The organism is Salmonella sp. 5800 (assembly GCF_046558195.1).
Classification (GTDB): Bacteria; Pseudomonadota; Gammaproteobacteria; order Enterobacterales; family Enterobacteriaceae; genus Salmonella; species Salmonella enterica.
Genome location: NZ_JBGDOX010000006.1, coordinates 19,236 through 37,434, shown reverse-complemented (window position 1 = coordinate 37,434; position 18,199 = coordinate 19,236). Strand labels below are relative to the sequence as shown.

9 protein-coding genes are annotated in these 18,199 nt (G+C 54.9%); 3 read left to right on the top strand and 6 right to left on the bottom strand.

Annotated features, from left to right (window positions below; all coding sequences use genetic code 11):
* Window positions 1–41: 41 nt before the first annotated feature.
* Window positions 42–11,516, bottom strand: coding sequence for a biofilm-associated protein BapA (gene bapA, locus ACLJZ5_RS12685; protein ID WP_410958945.1), 11,475 nt, complete (start codon window positions 11,514–11,516; stop codon window positions 42–44).
* 614 nt (window positions 11,517–12,130) lie between these two features.
* The gene (smpB, locus tag ACLJZ5_RS12680) at window positions 12,131–12,613 is read right to left on the bottom strand and encodes an SsrA-binding protein SmpB (RefSeq protein WP_001518569.1); all 483 of its coding nucleotides are present in this window, start codon (window positions 12,611–12,613) and stop codon (window positions 12,131–12,133) included.
* A 188-nt stretch (window positions 12,614–12,801) separates the two neighbouring features.
* Between smpB and ACLJZ5_RS12675 the strand changes: the two genes are divergently transcribed.
* Window positions 12,802–13,239: a type II toxin-antitoxin system RatA family toxin gene (locus tag ACLJZ5_RS12675; RefSeq protein WP_001537508.1), complete on the top strand. Its 438-nt coding sequence runs from the start codon at window positions 12,802–12,804 to the stop codon at window positions 13,237–13,239.
* Entirely contained in the window at window positions 13,229–13,519 is a 291-nt protein-coding gene (locus ACLJZ5_RS12670; RefSeq protein ID WP_001112990.1) for an RnfH family protein, read from the top strand. The genes ACLJZ5_RS12675 and ACLJZ5_RS12670 overlap by 11 nt, the downstream gene beginning before the upstream one ends.
* Window positions 13,520–13,684: 165 nt before the next feature.
* Here the strand turns inward: ACLJZ5_RS12670 and bamE are convergent, their stop codons facing one another.
* The 3 genes from bamE to nadK form a co-directional block, all read right to left on the bottom strand.
* Window positions 13,685–14,023 (bottom strand): outer membrane protein assembly factor BamE, encoded by a 339-nt coding sequence (bamE, locus tag ACLJZ5_RS12665; protein ID WP_001203445.1) that lies wholly within the window; start codon window positions 14,021–14,023, stop codon window positions 13,685–13,687.
* Between the two features lie 148 nt (window positions 14,024–14,171).
* On the bottom strand, window positions 14,172–15,833 hold the full coding sequence (gene recN / locus ACLJZ5_RS12660) for a DNA repair protein RecN (protein ID WP_000880958.1): 1,662 nt from the start codon (window positions 15,831–15,833) through the stop codon (window positions 14,172–14,174).
* 85 nt (window positions 15,834–15,918) lie between these two features.
* On the bottom strand, window positions 15,919–16,797 hold the full coding sequence (gene nadK, locus ACLJZ5_RS12655) for an NAD(+) kinase (protein WP_001059155.1): 879 nt from the start codon (window positions 16,795–16,797) through the stop codon (window positions 15,919–15,921).
* 123 nt (window positions 16,798–16,920) lie between these two features.
* Between nadK and grpE the strand changes: the two genes are divergently transcribed.
* Complete coding sequence (grpE, locus tag ACLJZ5_RS12650) at window positions 16,921–17,511, top strand: nucleotide exchange factor GrpE (RefSeq protein ID WP_001518875.1); 591 nt, start codon at window positions 16,921–16,923, stop codon at window positions 17,509–17,511.
* A 34-nt stretch (window positions 17,512–17,545) separates the two neighbouring features.
* On the opposite strand, the gene ACLJZ5_RS12645 is transcribed toward grpE, so the two are convergent.
* Complete coding sequence (locus tag ACLJZ5_RS12645) at window positions 17,546–18,151, bottom strand: hypothetical protein (protein ID WP_001287923.1); 606 nt, start codon at window positions 18,149–18,151, stop codon at window positions 17,546–17,548.
* Window positions 18,152–18,199: the final 48 nt, after the last annotated feature.

The window sequence follows — 18,199 nt, the reverse complement described above, 5'->3', positions numbered from 1 at the left end:
CGCTTGTTGCCCCGAACGTCGTGGCGTTCGGGGCTTTTTTATCAACCGCCGGTTATCAGGTGGTTGTTCTGCAACAGATCATTTAGCGTGAGCTGCACATTCTCCAGAGTGACAAGGTCAGTGGATTTAAACGCACTGCCGGCGCCGTCGCGATCGACGGATATCACCGTATTGGCGCCGCTGGTATGAACCTGAATAAAGTTACCCAGCGTCGCCGCCTGGTGATCCCATCCCGTCAGCAGTTCGTGGATATCGATCTTGTCGCCCTGCGCGGTAGAGAAGTTTTGCCAGCGATCGGCGCCGTTGCCGCCGGTCGCGTCCGCGCCGTTTAACAGGTGGTAAATCAGCGTATCGCCATAGGCGGAGCCGATGAGAACATCGTTTTGGTTGGTACTGACGATTTGTGGCGCCATATCAATGGTCAATGTGGCGCTATCCGTATGACCCATCTTGTCATCCAGTTGATAGGTAAAGACCTCTTTACTGGTGATGGACGACATCGCGACGCCATTATTCAGGGTGTAGGTGTAAGCGCCATCAAGGTTAATTTGCAATGTGCCGTAATGTCCCTGAATCGTGGCGCTGGTGGTATTCGCCGCGGCGTCCAGCGTGGCGGCGCTGCCGTTATACCCGCTAATGCTCAGGCGGGTATTCACCGTATTAAGCTGATCCATCGCCCCCGCCGCATCGCTGCCGTCAAAAATATTGCCGAGAACGGTATGCGTTCCGGACGTTTCAAAATTATCCAGATCGACGGTGGTGCCGATGACGCGTGGCGTGATCGTCGCCGCCCCGGCCAGGGTATTGGTGCCGGTAAAGTTAAGCGTGTACGTTCCGGCATCCAGCTCCAGGCCGCTCAGGTTGACGGTCACCGTCGCGCTGCCCAGCGTGATATTCGCCACCGGAACGGTTCCGTTGCGTATGACGGTCCCGTTCTCCTGAATGGCCCAGCTAATATTCAGATTGCCCAGCGTAATGAGCGTGGAGACATCAAAGACCAGTGACGCGCCTTTAAGTACGGTGCCCGTTGCAACGTCAAAGGTGCCGCTCCCGCTGCCCGATTTGCCGAGTAGCCCCCAACTGGCGCTGCCGACGCTGGAGTCCAGCCAGGCAGAGGTATCCTGAAGCGTGGCGACGCTAAGGGTATCGCTGACATCATTAATCGCATCCAGCGCCCTGGCGGTTGGCGTGATATTGAGCGAGGCCGTATCGGTATCGCCGTTTGGCGCTTTGACCGTATAGATAAAGCTGTCCGGCGTTTTAATGCTGTCGGCGCCGACGCCATTCTTCAGCGTGTAGGTATAGTTGCCTCTTGCGTCAATGATGAGCGAGCCATACAGCCCGTTTACCTCCGTCGTGCCGGTCGCCGCAATCGCCACGCCGTTTACTTCAGTGAGGAGGGCGCCCGTAGGGGCGACATCATTGGTCAGTACGTTGCCGGTGGTGTTGGCGGTGATACTGTCAACGGCATAGGTGTGGTCCTGGGAAATCGCCAGCGTATAGCCAGTGAGGACGCTAATGCCGCTGGCGGTATTCAGCACGAACAGGTATTCGCCGCCAGGCAACGTCAGGGTCAGCGGCTGGGACTGTCCGGCTAACAGCAGGGTGTTAATCCAGCCCTTTTGCACCCGGAACTGCTCATATTGCTGAATGGCATCGTTGAAGCGATAAACGTACAGATCGAACGTGGAAACCAGTGAGACGCCGCCGACGGTTCCCTGTAACGTCATGGTTCGCGTAGCGCCTTCTTCAACGTTAAAGATGATCGGATTAGTCATATCATCAAGCAGATTCGCGTTCAGTACATTACCAAGTCCGACGCTTAATACCGTGACGCCGCTTTGTGTCGAGGGACCGTTGTTGACGTAGCTAACGTGAGTATCAAAGACCAGAGAGGCGTTATTGTCTGTCGCTATCACGCTGCCCGGTACAGGCGCGGGACCCAGATTGATAACCAGTTGCGCGGCGCTGCTACCGACGCCATTCTGGGTAATGGTGTAGGTGAAGCTCTCTTTATGTCCGTATCCCGCCGTGGGGTTAGTCAGCGTGTAGGTGTAACTGCCATCCTGATTAATGTGCAGCGTGCCGTATTGTCCCTGGATATCCACGCCGCCCGCGCCGACCGGCGTACTGACACCGTTGGCGTTGGTGATGGCGGTGACCGTGGTGCCCGTCGGCGCGGTATCATCAGCCATGACGTTGCCGGTACTGATGGTTGGCCCGCTAATAATACCTGCGCTGGTCTGGTGTACATCGACATCCAGGCTGGTATATGACCCGGTAGCGAGCAGACTGGTGTTATAAGTGAGTACCCGGTACTGGCCTTCGCCCAGGCCGCTCAGGTTCAGGGTAACGCCGCTCCCGGTCAGGGTAAGCAAATTCGCGAAGTCGCCAACGGCGGTGTTGACAATCGTCGTCCAGGCGCCGAGGCTGGTGTCGTAGCGCTGTACCACAATCTCCTGAGTACTGAGCAGCGAAAGCACGATTCCCGTTGCGGCGGCATCGATGGTGACGTCGCCCGTACCACCTTCAGCAATGGTGAACTCAACCTGAGCGGTATCGTTACCCAAAACCGAGGCGACATTGCCAAGCGCGCCAACCAGCAGCAGGCCGTAATCCGAATAGTTTTGCGTGCTGGTGACGGCGGTCGAAGTCAGATCAAGACTGGTGATGTTATCCCTTGCCGCCAGCGGCAGAACCGGCGCGGTAATGCCTAACGCGCCGGAGGCATTACCCGCAGCGTCAGTGGCCGTCACGTTAATGAGCTGACCTTCAATTTGTTTTGTCGGCAAGGTGAGAGACCATGCGCCGTTGCTGCCGGCGGTGGTGGTGAGCGTCACGCCGCCCGCCAGCGTGACGGTTACGGTGCTGTTTGCCTCTGCCTGTCCGGAAAGTGAACCGCCATCGGCGCTGAGCGTACCTGACGGCGTACCGGGCGCCAGCGTATCGACAATCACTGTCGCGGCGCTGGAGACGCTGCCTGTTCCGTTGGCGTTAGTCGCGGTGGCGGTGAAGGCGTGGCTGCCTTCGGTCAAATTACCTGTCGGGGTAAAGCTCCAGTTTCCGCTGGCGTTCGCCGTGGTGGTGCCGAGCAGCGCCCCGTTGTTATAAATGCTCACCGTGGCGCCCGCCTGAGCGGTACCATTCAATGTGGGTTGTGCGTCATTAGTGACCTGACCGTTGGCGATAGCGCCGGTATAAATACCCACATCATCCACTACGTTGGTGATGATCGGTGCCTCCGGCACGCGCGTATCGGGCGCGGTAAATCCGGCGGCAATGCCAGTGTTGCCTGCTTTATCCTGGGCAAATGCCAGTAGCGGCTGACCATTGGTCTGCGCGGGCGTGAGTGTGGCGGTGAAGCTACCTGTACCGTCGGCGGTGGCGGTTCCCAGTACCACACCAGTCTCAGAGGTAATCGTCACTGTACTGCCTGCTTCCGCGGTGCCCGTCACGCGATTACCGGTAGCATTGATGACCAGGTTGCCGGGCGCGCCGGGCGCAATGGTATCCACGAGAATCGTTGTCGATGGCGAAGCGGCGCTAACGTTGCCAGCCGCATCGGCGGCGCTAACGCTATAAGCGTGACTTCCCTGGCTGAGCGCGGCGGTTGGCGTCCAGCTCCAGTTGCCGCTGGCATTGGCGTTCACGGTCGCGACCAGCGCGCCATTATCGAAGATGCTTACCGCGCTGTTGGCTTCCGCGGTACCGTTGAGCGTCGGCTGTGTGTCGTTGGTCGATTGTCCATTGCCAATGGCGCCGGTATTGTTCGGGACATCATCAACGATGCTGGTTATAAGCGGAACCGTTGGCGCAAGGGTATCGACCACGATAGTAAAACCGCTGGTGGCCGGGCTAACGTTGCCTGCCGGGTCGGTGGCGGTCACTGTTAATGTGCGCGTGCCGTCGTTTAACCCTGTCGTTGGCGTGAAGCTCCACGCGCCGCCCGCGTTAGCCGAGGTGACGCCAAGCAGAGTGTTGCCATCATAGATACTGATCACGCTGCCCGCTTCGGCAGTGCCGTTCAGCGTGGGGCGGTTATCATTGGTTATCTGACCATTAGCGAGATTTCCTGTGACCCCGCCCGCGACGTCATCCACCACGGACGTCAGGATTGGCGTTTGCGGCGCGGTGGTATCGACCGTCAGGGTGAAAGCCGTACTGTTCGGGCTGCTGTTTCCTGCGGCATCGGTGGCGACGGCGGTGATGACGTGCGTTCCGCTTGCCAGCGTTGAGGTGGCGACGCTCCACGCGTCGTCAGGCTGAGCCGTTGTCGTGCCAATGACCGTACCATTTTCATAGAGCGTAATCGTGGCGCCGGCTTCTGCGGTGCCGCTGAAGGTTGGCGTAGGATCGTTGGTATTTTGGCCGTTCGCGATCGTGCCGAGGCCTGGCGCCTGATCGTCACTGACTGATGTGATTACCGGCGTCAGCGGCGGCGTGGTATCGACGACGAAATTAACGCTGTCTGAAACGGGACTGGCGTTGCCTGCGGCATCAACGGCAATGACGGTAATTACATGGTTGCCCGTCGCCAGCGAGGCATCGGGCGTGTAGCGCCAGCTACTGCTATTGTCGGCGGGAATTTCAGCCAGCAGCGTGCCGTTATCGTAGAGACGAATAGTTGTGTTGGCTTCACGGGTGCCGCTAATGACAGGGCGCGCCTCGTCTGTGATCTGCCCTGAACTCAGATTGCCGGTAATGGGGCCCGTACCGTCGTAGACCGTATCAATAACAGGCGCGGCGGGAGCCGTGGTATCAATAGTAAACGAGCGTATTTCGGACGCGGCGCTGGTATTGCCTGCCGCATCGGTTGCTGTCGCCGTCAGGTTCCAGACGCCCGCGCCCAGCGAGGTAGACGGCGTAAAGCTCCAGCTACCGTTGGCCTGAACTTGCGCCGTGCCGACCAGCGCGCTGCCATTATAAATCGAGATGGTTGTACCCGCCTCACCGGTACCCGAAAGTGTTGGTCGGGTTTCGTTCGTCGAGCCGCCGTTGGGGACGATGCCCGTTACCGGCGCCGTATTGTCTGCCACGCTGGCGATAACCGGCGCGGCGGGCGGTGTGGCGTCAATCGTCAGCACAAATCCGCTGGACACCGCGCTGCTATTACCCGCCGGATCGGTGGCGCTAAGGGTGAACGTGTGGCTACCGTTTGCAAGCGGCGTCTGCGGCGTGAAACTCCACGTGCCGTCGCTATTCACCGTCGTGGTACCGATGGACGCGGGATTACCGTCAAGATAGACATTAATCGTCGCGCCTGCCTCTCCGCGCCCGTTCAGGGTGGGCGTCGCATCGTTCGTTAGCTGCCCGCTTACCAGGTTGCCGGTAATACCGGGCTGGTCATCCACGACGGAGGTGAGAACCGGGATCGCCGGAGGCGTAATATCGACCACGATCGTCCACGGCGCGGAGACCGCGCTGGTATTGCCCGCCGGATCGGTAGCGCTAACCGTCAGATTATGGCTTCCCTCTGACAAATTGCGGGGCACCGGGAAGGTCCAGCTACCGTTTTCGCCTACCTGAGCTGTGCCAAGCGGCGTACCGTTATCAAAAATGGTGATTGTCGCGCCAGGTTCGCCAGTTCCGTTCAGTATTGGCTGCCGATCGTCGGTGGATTGCCCCGGTAACACCGGAACGGTCGGTTGATTGTTATCGTCAATCACGGACGTGATAACTGGCACATCTGGCGCCTGCGCGTCAATGCTCAGCGTAAAGCCGTCCGAAGGCTGGCCGCTATTGCCGGCGGGATCGGTCGCCACGGCGGTAAAGATATGTGCGATGCTCTCCAGCGGCGCGTTCGGGGTGAAGCGCCAGTTGCCGCTTTGATCTACCGTAGCGGAACCGATTTCTACGCCGTTATCCAGAATGCGGATCGTGGCGCCTGCTTCTCCCGTTCCGTTGAGCGTCGGGCGTGAATCATTGGTGAGCGCGCCGTTATCCAGCGTACCGGTCATGCCGGGGACATCATCCGTTGCGCTGGTAATAACCGGTTGCGCCGGCGCGCTAAGATCGACAGTGATCCCGACCGGTGCGGACAGGCCGCCCGGGCCATTCGCATTGGTTGCCTGGACGGTGAAGTAATGTGTGCTTTCGCTTAATGGCGTCTTGATCTCAAAGATCCAGTTCCCTCTGGCGTCAACGGTGGCAAAGCCTGCCGAATCGCCATCAATGAAAACTTCAACGGTAGAGCCGATATCCGTGGTGCCGCGCAGTGTCGGCGTGGTGTCGTCCGTGGCGCCGCCCGCCGCAATATTCCCCTGTACGCTCCCGACATTATCTTCAATCGCCGTGATGGCCGGGACGGCGGGCAGACCGCTGTCGGAAGCGGGAAAATTCGTAGCCGGGCCGTTATTCCCCGCGCGATCGATAGTAATTGCCGTCAGCGTACCGCCATCGGTTTGCGCCGGACTGAGCGTAACGACGAATTCACCGGTGCCATTAGCGACAGCGCTGCCGACCAGGGTGCCATCGGCATGGTGAATTTCAACGGTAGCGTAAGGATCGGCAAGTCCGGCGACGCGCGTGCCATCGTCGTCCACTGTCTGGACTGTTGGCGCGGGCGGGGCGGTGATATCCACGGTAATGGTGATCGGTTGGGTTTGCGCCGTGGTATTTCCAGCGTCGTCAGTCGCGCTGAAGGTTAGCGCATGGCTGGCTTCTGATAATTCGGGCGTATTGAATGTCCAGGTTCCGTCGGTGACGAGCGCCGTCCCGATTGCCACGCCATTGTCGTAAATCGTGACGGTGCTGCCGTTTTCGCCGCTGCCGTTGATAGTCAGCGTCCGATCGTTAGTAAAGGCGCCATCGGTTAATGGCCCGGTCACTGGCGCAACATCGTCAAGGATTTCATTGACGACGGGCGGCTGCAACGGAACGGTGTCGACGGTGAAGGTAAAGCTGCTCGATACGCCGCTGCTGTTTCCGGCGGCATCGGCGGCAATGGCGGTCAGGGTGTAGACGCCATCCGGCAACGCGCTGGTCACCGCTAGCGTCCAGGTGCCGGTCTCATCGACGGTGACTACGCCTAAAACGCTGCTGCCGTTATAGAGCGTAATAATGCTGCCGATGTCGCCAGTGCCGTGAATGACCGGCGTATTGTCGTCAGTGGTTGCGCCGCTGACAATAGTATCCTGGACTTCGCCGACGTTATCTTCTGCAAAAGTGATAACTGGATTGGCGGGCGCAGTGGTGTCTAGCGTAAAAGTGACTGAGGCGGAAGGTGGACTGATATTGCCCGCTATATCGGTTTCCGTGACGGTAATGGTATAGGTTTCTGGCGTAAGTGCCGCAGGCGTAAAGTTCCAGCTACCGTTATCGCCTACCGTTGTGCGACCAATTTCACTGCCATTATTGTAGAGAATAATCGTGCTGCCGATCTCTCCCGTGCCGCTGAAGGTCGGCGTGGTATCGTTCGTTGCGCCATTATTGCCGATGTTGCCGATAACCGGTGCGACGTTATCGCTGATTAGCGGCGCGTCAGGCTGCGCTGGAGGCTGGGTATCAAGGGTAACGGAGAAAACGCTGGAGGTGGGGCTACTATTGCCTGCGGCATCCGTGGCGGTGGCCGTCAGGATGTTTAACCCTTCGCTCAGATTACGGGTTAGCGGATAGGTCCAGCTACCCTGTGGATTGACCTGGACGGTAGCCAGTTCTACGCCGTTATTGTACAGGGTGATGATGGCGCCGGGTTCGCCGGTGCCGCTGAGGGTCGGCATACGCTGATTGGTAATACTGCCGTTTGCCAGTAGCACCTCGCCTTCTCCACCTGTGATGGCGGCTGACACGATCTGCGGCGCATCCGGCGCCTGGGTATCGATGCGTAGGGTAAAGCTGATGGATTCGGGACTTTCGTTCCCCGCCGGATCGTTGGCGCGAGCGGTCAGAAGGTGGTCGCCGTCGCCCAGCGCGGCAGGCGGCGTAAACTGCCAGCGCCCGTCCGTGCCGACCAGCGCCTGACCTATGGCATTGCCGTTATCGTAAAGGATGATTATGTCGCCTGCGGTGCCGCTACCGCTCAACCGGGGCTGGGATTCCTGGGTAATCTGATTGGTATCAATCGTATTTCCGTCGCCGTCAGCTACGCCGATAACGCCGGGGGCGGCAGGGGCCTGGGTATCAATGGTAATCGTAAAATCGGTCGAAAAAGGCGTGGTGTTGCCGTTACTGTCGCTGGCCGTCACGGTAAAGGTGTAGGTGTCGTCCGCCAGTGGCGAGGCCGTGGTGTAGGCGTAGCTCCAGACGCCGGAATTACCGACGATAATATCTGCTATCCGGGCGCCATTCTGATACAGGTGTACTGTGGAACCCGGTTCACCTGTACCGTTAATCGTTGGCGTGCTGTCGTTAGTGAGCCCCAGATGCGCGACGCTACCGAGAATACCTGGCGCATCATCTGTAATGAAGGTGATTACCGGTTGCTGCGGCGATTGCGTATCGACCACCAGGTCGAATGACGCGGCCGGACTTGCATTGCCTTTAGCGTCGGTTGCGATTACGGTCAGTCGATGCGCGCCTTCACCTAAATTTTGCGACGGCGTAAACGTCCAGGCACCGTTGGGCTGTAGAGTGGCGAGTCCCAGTGAAACGCCGTTATCAAAGACTTCGACACGCGCGCCGGCCTCCGCCGTACCGCTAAGGGTGGGATGGTTGTCGTTGGTGGTTTGTCCGTTAACCAGCGGCCCGGTGAAGCTTTCAACATCGTCCAGCACCTGAGTGATAATGGGCTTATCCGGGGCGGTGATATCGGGCGCTTGCGCTGTGGTTGGCGGGCTGACGTTGTTGGCGCTGTCGGTGGCGGTGACGGTAACCTGTTCGCCGTTGGTCTGTGCGGGGACGAGGGGAAGGGTAAAATGACCTTCGCCATCTGCTTTGCCGCTGCTAAGCGGCTTGCCGTCCGGCGTGGCGATCGTGATGGCGCTACCCGGTTCGGCGGTGCCGCTGATACTGGTGCCATCCTCACTAATTACCACGTTTTTCGGCATTTCCGGCGCGGTACTGTCCGGCGCGATAACCGTCGCGGCGGCGCTTTCGTTTTTCGCGACATCGGTGGCGGTAGCGATAAGCGCCTGGCCGTTAGTCTGCGCCGTATTCAGCGGAACGATAAATTGTCCGTTGCCGTTAGCGACGGCGCTGCCAAGTACGGTGTTGCTACTGTCGCGGATAGTGACCGTTGCCCCGGCTTCCGCCTGACCGCTTACGGACAGACCGTCGGTCGCCACGATAAGACCGTCCGGTGCCGCAGGCGCAGTTTTATCCGGCGCGTTCAGCGTTTCTACCGGACCGCTATTCGCGGCTTTATCGGTAACGCTAATGCTTAATGTTTCGCCGTTAATTTTCGCCGGGCTAATACCTATTGAGAAGGTACCGTCGTCGCCTGCCGTTCCACTACCGAGCGTATTTCCCTGGCTGTCTTTGATAACCACAGTACTGCCAGCTTCCGTAGTGCCGGTAAGTCTGTCGCCGACGTCGCTAACCGCCAGGCCTTCCAGCACCGGTGGCTGCGTGTCGATATCAATGGTAAAGGAGACGGACTGCCCGCTGGTGCCGCGATCGTTGGTCGCGGTAGCGGTAAAGACATGGTCGCCATCGGCAAGTGCCAGCGAGGGGGTAAAGCTCCATTTGCCGTCAGCGTCAGCGACAATGGGCGGAAAGGTCAGTACAGGAAAGCCATTATCGTTAATCGATATCGTACTGCCTGGTTCAGCAGTACCGCTGAGGGTTGGGCGGTTATCATCTGTGGCATCGCCATTTTTCAGTAGCCCGGTAACGGCGCCAGCGTCATCCGTCACGGTAAGGATAGTCGGCTGGGCAGGATACTGTGAATCAGAAGCGGTAAATTCCGTGGTGGGGCCGATGTTACCGACGGCGTCCTGAATACGCGCTTCCAGACGCTCGCCGTGGGTCTGGGCCGGATTCAGCGTGATGCTGAAGTGGTTATTTTCTCCGGTAATCGTGGAGCCCAGGTAATTTCCCGCCGGGTCATAGATCGACACGGTACTGCCAGCTTCAGCGGTACCGCTAACGGTTGTGCCGTCTTGCGCGACATTATCAATGATAGCGGCGTCAGGCGGCGTGGTGTCCACAATGATAGTAGGCGTTGTCGTCACGCGGCTCGTGTTTCCGGCTTTGTCGCTTTGTTCGACGGTAAAGGTATGTTCGCCATCGCTTAACGGCGTAGTCGGGGTAAAGGTCCAGCGTCCATTTTCGTCTACGGTAGCGCTGCCGATAACGGTTGAACCCTCTTTAATCGTGATGGTATTGCCTGCCTCTCCCTGCCCGGAAAATAGCGGTTTTGCCTCGTCAGTCCGGTCATTATTCTGTAGCGGCCCGGTGAGCAAACCGGTGTTATCGGCAATCAGTTCAACGCGTGGGGCATCGGGGCTGAGTGTGTCGATAGTCAGCGTAAAGCGGGCTGATTCGCTACTTTCGCCTTTAACGTTAGTCGCAATGGCGGTGAAATGATTTTCCCCATCCGCTAGCGCGCTGGTAATGGCAAAACGCCAGCTTCCGCTGCTATCAACCGTTGTGGAGCCTATTTCCTGACCATTGGCGTAAATATGGATGACTGTGCCTGCGCTGCCGGTTCCCTCCAGCGTGGGGGCATTGTCGTTCGTAAACTGATTATTGCTCAGCGTGCCGGTGAGGGGAGCGGCATCATCGATAGCGGCGGTGATAGCTGGTGTATCGGGGAGAGGAATGTTGGGCGCATCAATGGTTGCGGATGGGCCGGTATTGCCGGCATCGTCAGTAGCGGTCACGGTAAGTTGTTCGCCGCTAATCTGTGGCGCTGTTAGATCAATACTAAATTTACCGTCGCTATCCGCTTTGCCCTCGCCAACGACGTTACCTGAAGGATCTTTGATGGTAATGGTACTGCCCGCTTCGGCCTCGCCGCTCACCGTTTTTCCGTCCCCTGAAATCAACAACTTGCCGGGAGCGAGAGGCGGGGTAGTATCTACAGGATTACTGCTACCTGGAGTATTGCCGTTAGGGTTACTGCCGCCGGGATTGCTGTTATCAGGGGGATTACCGTCAGGATTGGTGTTATCGGGGGGCGGATTATCGCCATCCGAATGATGGTGGGAATCGCCGCCGCCGGAAGACGCGATAGCGGCAATGCCGCCAGCCGCCACCGCGCCAGCCAGTACCCACGGCCAAACGGCGCCGCCTGCTTCATGGGAAGCGCCGGAAGTGACCAGCAGCTCATTAATATCAGCGATTTGTTCAAAATGTAGCCCGGCTTGCGGATTTTCTACCCACCATAACGTGCCATCGTTTTCCGCCAGTACCAGCTGGCTTGCGCCCAGATCGTTGGTAACGTAAAAGTTTTTAATCGTGATCGTTTCGCCGGAATGGAGCGTCACCACCAGATCCTGATTAATGCGCGTAAGTTGACTAATTTCCTCCCGGGCCACTGATAATTTAACAATTGACGGGGCGTTAAGAGTGACCGCTGAGGATTCCACAGTGGTGGAGACGCCAGTCAATTTCGAAACCACGGCGAGTAGACGCATAAATTAGCTCCTGATGGATTTGCTCTGTGTATTAATTAACGGGCACGACGTTCAGGGCAAAATGCGTAGACGAGCCTTCCCGTTCATCATGAGAGATGAATTTCCGTAGCCATATTCTTTTTTATGAGCGTAGGTGAAGGTCTGGTTTTCTCGCCGAATAACCCTTTATTTTTTGTGCCTGACTAGTGCTTTCGTATTAGATGATATAGTCAGAAAAAAATCTTTCTGCAAATTAAGATCTATTGATAAAGGTGTTAGTGCGTCTGAAATATAACGGAGTTTGTGTTAAGGAGAGGTGGGGTGGGCTAACAACGTATGATGATTTTTTATTTATCTTTATGTTTTATAATGAATTTTAATTTCTTCTTCTTTTTCTTTTTTAACATAAAAACAATACCTTTTGTGAAGGTATTCAGCAATATTAAATTTTATAAAAATCATTTGAAGTATTGTGTTATTAGGCTATAAAAATTTTTTAAACGAAGAATATATTCTTGTTGTGGTATTTATTGCTATTGATAAGCGTCAGACACAGAGAATATATTTTCAAGGCATGAATGAGATATGAATATTGACCAGCTTCATACTGAGAAGCTGGTCACAAAAAATGTCTATTATCGGCCTGCATTTTTCATAATGCGTGCTTTATCCAGTTGCCACTCACGTTCTTTAAGATCGGAACGTTTATCATGTTGTTTTTTACCTTTCGCCACGCCGATCTTCACTTTGCACCAGGCATTTTTCCAGTACAGAGAAAGCGCGACGACAGTATAACCTTCACGATTAATACGGCCATACAGCGAATCAAGCTCACGCTGATTTAACAACAGTTTGCGGGTTCGGGTTGGGTCGCATACAACATGTGTCGAGGCGACCGCCATCGGCGTAAAGTTTGCACCAAACAGCCAGGCCTCGCCATCTTTGAGGATAACGTAACTGTCGCCGATATTGGCTTTTCCTGCGCGCAGAGATTTTACTTCCCAGCCTTGCAGGGCGAGACCAGCCTCGAACTCTTCTTCGATAAAGTATTCGTGCCGGGCGCGCTTATTCAGCGCGATGGTGGCTGAGCCCGGTTTATGTGCTTTTTTCTTCGTCATAAGTGTCGTGAATTCATAGGTAATCTGATATCGAAAACACCCCATTACGTCCTGATGAGGTGCAAAAATCTATCTTAGCATGAGTTGGGCTATGCACGCACAATTAAGGCATGACGGTTGGGGACAGCATTTTTTTTACTCGCTGATAAGTGGTATTATTTACACGATTTATGTTGATGGGAATTGCTATGCCTCAGATTAGTCGGACTGCTTTAGTCCCCTACAGTGCGGAACAGATGTATCAGTTAGTGAATGACGTGCAATCGTATCCCCAGTTTTTGCCTGGGTGTGTTGGTAGTCGCGTCCTGGAGTCATCGCCAGCACAGATGACGGCGGCTGTTGACGTGTCGAAGGCGGGTATCAGCAAGACGTTTACGACGCGTAATCAGCTAACGCGTAACCAGAGCATTCTGATGCATCTGGTGGATGGCCCCTTTAAAAAGCTGATCGGCGGCTGGAAATTTACCCCGCTCAGCCCCGAGGCGTGCCGCATTGAGTTTCAGCTTGATTTTGAGTTTACCAATAAACTCATTGAGCTGGCGTTTGGTCGTATATTCAAAGAGTTAGCGTCCAACATGGTGCAGGCGTTTACGGTTCGCGCCAAAGAGGTTTACCGTGCCGGATAAACTTGTGGTTGAAGTGGCTTATGCGCTGCCGGAAAAGCAGTATTTGCAGCGCGTAACGCTGGAGGAGGGCGCGACGGTCGAAGAGGCGATTCGCGCTTCCGGCTTGCTGGAATTGCGCACGGATATCGATCTGGCGAAAAATAAAGTGGGTATCTATAGTCGTCCGGTAAAACTCACCGATACGGTGCAGGATGGCGATCGGGTTGAAATTTACCGTCCCTTAATCGCCGATCCAAAAGCGTTACGCCGCCAGCGCGCCGAAAAATCGGCTGGCAGATAATTAGCCTCTTTTGCCGGATAACGGTGTGAAAGCCGTACCACACCTGAAGCACAGGCGTGCCTGTAAGCCAGATAAACGTAGCGCCATCAGGCAAATTCGTACCAAATGGCGGGGGAGAGGTTTGCAGGCCTGATGAACGTAACCTCATCAGGCGGTATCACAAAATTACTTCGTCAACGCCGGTTTGTTATCAATATTGGTTAACACGCCGCTGCTGTTAAAGGTGAGCGTCAGAGTCTGCTGCGTCACGTTCTCATGTCCTGGCTGCTGGCGGAAGACATAAAACCAGGTGTTCGTACCAAAAGGATCGGTCATCATCGGCGTGCCTAAAGCATACGCAACCTGTTGTTGCGTCATACCAACACGCACTTTGGCGACATCCGTAGGTGTAAGATAGTTCCCCTGATTGATGTCAGGTCGGTAAACCACTCGCTCCAGAGTGGAACAGCCTGCGGTCAACATCAGGAGTACTGCTGCGGCAGCAGTCAGCGTTTTACAGCGCATAGTGATTGGGTTCCTTTTCGGGCCTGAGCAGTACGTGGCTCATATTAATATGCCGATGATAATAGACCTTTCATCACTTTAAAACCTTTTGCTGTCGGGTCTTACGGCGTTTTTGTTGTGAACTCAGACCTTCGGGAGATAAAAAAGTTTACGCCGCCAGCAGTTCTTTTGCGTTTGCCAGCGTATTACGCGTAACTTCACTTCCTCCCAACAGGCGGGCCAGTTCTTGTAAACGCGCACGTTTATCCAAAGGTTGCATATGGGTTTCGGTCATTGCCCCGTCTGTTTCTTTACTGACAAAGAAGTGCTGGTGACCGCACCCGGCTACCTGTGGCAGGTGAGTGACGCACATCACCTGAGTGGATTCGCCAAGCTGACGCAGGAGTTTACCGACCACGGCGGCGGTTGGGCCGCTGATGCCAACATCGACCTCGTCAAAAATTAGCGCCGGCGTTTCCATTTTGCGCGCGGTAATCACCTGAATAGCCAGCGCAATGCGCGACAGTTCACCGCCAGACGCGACTTTAGCGATAGGCTGCAGCGGCTGACCCGGGTTTGTCGTCACTTTAAACTCCACGCGATCGGCGCCGTCGTTGCTCAGATGATGCTCATCAAATTTCACGTCGATAGTAAACAGACCGTGCGGCATCGAAAGTAAATGCATACTTTCAGTGATCAACTGCCCCAGCTCCTGGGCGTAAAACTGACGCTGTTGATGCAGCGCTTGCGCCGTTTCCAGCGCTTGTTGGTGATGCTTATTAACCGCCAGCGTCAGCGTTTCCAGCGAATCGGCCTGATCGTCGAGCTGCTGCTGTTCTTCGAGCAGTGACTGATAAAGCTGCGGCAGCGCTTCCGGGCTGACGTGATGTTTTCGCGCCAGCGAAATTTGTTTAGCGATGCGCTGTTCAAGCTCAAACAGGCGATTGGGGTCTAAATCCAGACGCTCGCAATAGTGGCGTAATTCATCGCTGGCTTCGGTGAGTTGGATAGTGGCTTCTTCCAGCATATCCAGGATGCCGGAAAGCTTGCTGTCCATACCCACCAGCTCGCTAACCAGTTGTTTTGCGCTATATAACTGGCTTTGCAGGTTAACGTCTTCGCCGTCCGCGAGTAGCGCCAGAGCGTTCTGGCTGGTCGTAAGCAACTGCCCGCTGTTGGCCAGCCGTTTGTACTCTTCGTCAATTTGCTCGAATTCGCCGGCCTGCGGGTTAAAGTCGTTCAACTCTTTTAACTGATATTGCAGCAGTTCCGCGCGCGCGGCGCGTTCCTGGCTTTGTTGTTGGTGATGGGCGAGATCGCGGCAGCTTTGATGCCATAATTGGTAGCGAGCAGCCATCTGCTGCGCTAAAGCGGCTTCGTTGGCATAGCTATCCAGCAGCGATTTTTGCTGTTCGGGTTTGGTAAGCTGCTGGTGCGCATGTTGACCATGAATTTGAATCAGCAACTGACCGAGCTCGCGCAATTGAGACAGGGGCACAGCGGTGCCGTTAATAAAGCCCCGTGAGCGGCCATCGCTGCTGATAACGCGGCGAAGTAAGCATTCGCGACCTTCTTCAAGCTGGTTTTCTTCCAGCCAGCGCAATGCCGCAGGCGTGTCTTTCAGCGCAAAGCGGGCACACAAATCGGCGCGGGTCGCTCCGCTACGGACCATATCGGCCTCAGCGCGACCGCCCAGACACAGACCCAGGGCATCAATCGCAATAGATTTACCCGCGCCGGTTTCACCAGTAATGACGGTCATTCCGCTCTGAAAATCGATCTCAAGCTCACGAACGATAGCAAAATTGCTGATGGTCAGTTGCGCCAACATAGCTGTTTTCCTGTATGAAAAACCATGACTGTAATTAAATACAGTATAAACTGGTTTTTTATACAGTAAAGAGGCTAACGTAAAATTAGAATAATTTTTTTGACCAACCGAGTTTTGTGCTTAATGTATTGAAATAGCTATAGTCTTTGGGATGTATGAGGTTGAGATGGTAATCGCAGCGGCGAATCAGCACATCTTCTCCTTCCTGAATAGGCAGCGCTATCTGGCTGTCGCAGCTAATTTCCAGATCGCTACGGCGATGCGAAAAACGCAGACGAATCGTGCTACTGCTGTTAATGACTAACGGGCGCGCCGACAAGGTATGCGGGAACATCGGCACCAGGGTGATTGCATCCAGTGAAGGGGTCAGAATAGGGCCGCCTGCGGAGAGCGAATAGGCGGTGGAGCCGGTCGGCGTAGAAATGATCAGACCATCAGATCGCTGTGAAAAAGCGAAGGTTTCATCAATATAAACCTCGAATTCGATCATATGCGCCACTTTTCCCGGATGCAGCACTACTTCATTAATGGCTGTGCTGATACGCTTCTGGCGGTCCTGTTGGCAGACCTGCGCTTCCAGCAGAAAACGTTTTTCGGAGATATAGCGCCCTTCCAGCACATCAGATAATTGTTGCAGGGCGTTGTCCGGATCGAGATCGGTCAGGAAGCCAAGATTACCGCGGTTAATGCCAATCACATTGATGTCATAACGCGCCAGCGTACGCGCTGCGCCAAGCATATTGCCGTCGCCGCCCACGACTACCGCCAGATCCGCCTGTTGACCAATTTCCGCCAGCGTGCCGGTTGGCACATTTTTTAGCTGTAATTCGTGGGCGATTTGTTGCTCCACAATGACCTCATAACCCTGATCGCATAGCCAACGGTAGAGCATTTCATGTGTCGTGAGTGCGGTGGGATGACGCGGATGCCCCACAATGCCGATACACTTGAAATGATTATTCATTTTTCTGAGGTCCTTGTAGCGAAGATTGATGACAATGTGAGTACTTCCCTTGAAACCCTGAATCTGATCCCCATAATAAGCGAAGTTAGCGAGATGAATGCGAAAAAAAACGCGGAGAAATTCATGAGTAGTAAAGAACAGAAAACGCCTGAGGGGCAAGCCCCGGAAGAAATTATCATGGATCAGCACGAAGAGGTTGAGGCAGTTGAACCAAACGATTCTGCTGAGCAGGTGGATCCGCGCGATGAAAAAATTGCGAATCTGGAAGTTCAGCTTGCAGAAGCCCAGACTCGCGAACGCGACACCGTGTTGCGCATCAAAGCGGAAATGGAAAACCTGCGCCGTCGTACTGAACAGGATATCGAAAAAGCGCATAAATTCGCTCTCGAGAAGTTCGTCAACGAATTGCTGCCGGTAATCGATAGCCTGGATCGCGCGCTGGAAGTCGCAGACAAAGCCAATCCGGATATGGCGGCAATGGTCGAAGGGATTGAGCTGACGCTGAAGTCTATGCTGGATGTGGTGCGTAAGTTCGGCGTGGAAGTGATTGCTGAGACCAACGTGCCGCTGGACCCGAACGTGCATCAGGCGATTGCGATGGTGGAGTCGGAAGAGGTTCCGGCAGGCAATGTGCTGGGTATTATGCAGAAAGGCTATACGCTGAACGGTCGTACCATTCGCGCGGCGATGGTGACGGTAGCGAAGGCGAAGTAAAAGTCTGATGGCCGATGTAAAGTCGGCCATTTTTTTAGCTTAAAAAATCCTGTACTTCGAGCCACGGCGTGTTGAAATCCTCTATTTTTTTATATTCGCTCATTGGCAGAACGACCACATTATAGGTGTCAGATCCTTCATTCAGATCAAAAATCTGGAAGCCCCTCTTATTGAGTTCGGTCTGGATGCGCTCAAAGATCTCGTCAAGGTAACGGTCCCCGGCTTCACAGACATCGGAGATTTCATCCTCTTGGGTTATTTCGACAAGAAGATTTCTTAATTCCTCAGAATCAGTCAGGTTTTTTGTGAGTTCATAAAAGCGATCTGCGGCAAAATTAGCCAGTTCGCCTTCTTCATCTTCACCTTTCCAGTCAACGAGGTGAATAAATCCTTCGCCGCGTAGAACTTGTAAAAATGCCTGTGCCAGCTCGTTATTTCCGAGATCGCCACCGCTACAATCCAGGACGTCCTGCAACCCATATTCGTCTTCATCTTCGTCTTCAAAGATTTCAGGTTGCGTCGAAAGTTGAGAGAAAATAGTGGGCCATAAGGTTGGGTTGTGCGATAAAAAAACGTTGGCGACGACGTTGAGGTCGTCTGCAAAATTCTTATCCCATTCAATTACATAATCTTCTGACATAACATCAATATCCTTTCTGAATGCCTGAAAAGACATTATTGCATTGTT

Excerpts from the sequence above, each read along its gene's own strand:
- bapA (WP_410958945.1), bottom strand. The coding sequence starts at position 11,516 with ATGCGTCTACTCGCCGTGGTTTCGAAATTGACTGGCGTCTCCACCACT.
- smpB (WP_001518569.1), bottom strand. The coding sequence starts at position 12,613 with ATGACGAAGAAAAAAGCACATAAACCGGGCTCAGCCACCATCGCGCTG.
- ACLJZ5_RS12675 (WP_001537508.1), top strand. The coding sequence starts at position 12,802 with ATGCCTCAGATTAGTCGGACTGCTTTAGTCCCCTACAGTGCGGAACAG.
- bamE (WP_001203445.1), bottom strand. The coding sequence starts at position 14,023 with ATGCGCTGTAAAACGCTGACTGCTGCCGCAGCAGTACTCCTGATGTTG.
- recN (WP_000880958.1), bottom strand. The coding sequence starts at position 15,833 with ATGTTGGCGCAACTGACCATCAGCAATTTTGCTATCGTTCGTGAGCTT.
- nadK (WP_001059155.1), bottom strand. The coding sequence starts at position 16,797 with ATGAATAATCATTTCAAGTGTATCGGCATTGTGGGGCATCCGCGTCAT.
- grpE (WP_001518875.1), top strand. The coding sequence starts at position 16,921 with ATGAGTAGTAAAGAACAGAAAACGCCTGAGGGGCAAGCCCCGGAAGAA.
- ACLJZ5_RS12645 (WP_001287923.1), bottom strand. The coding sequence starts at position 18,151 with ATGTCAGAAGATTATGTAATTGAATGGGATAAGAATTTTGCAGACGAC.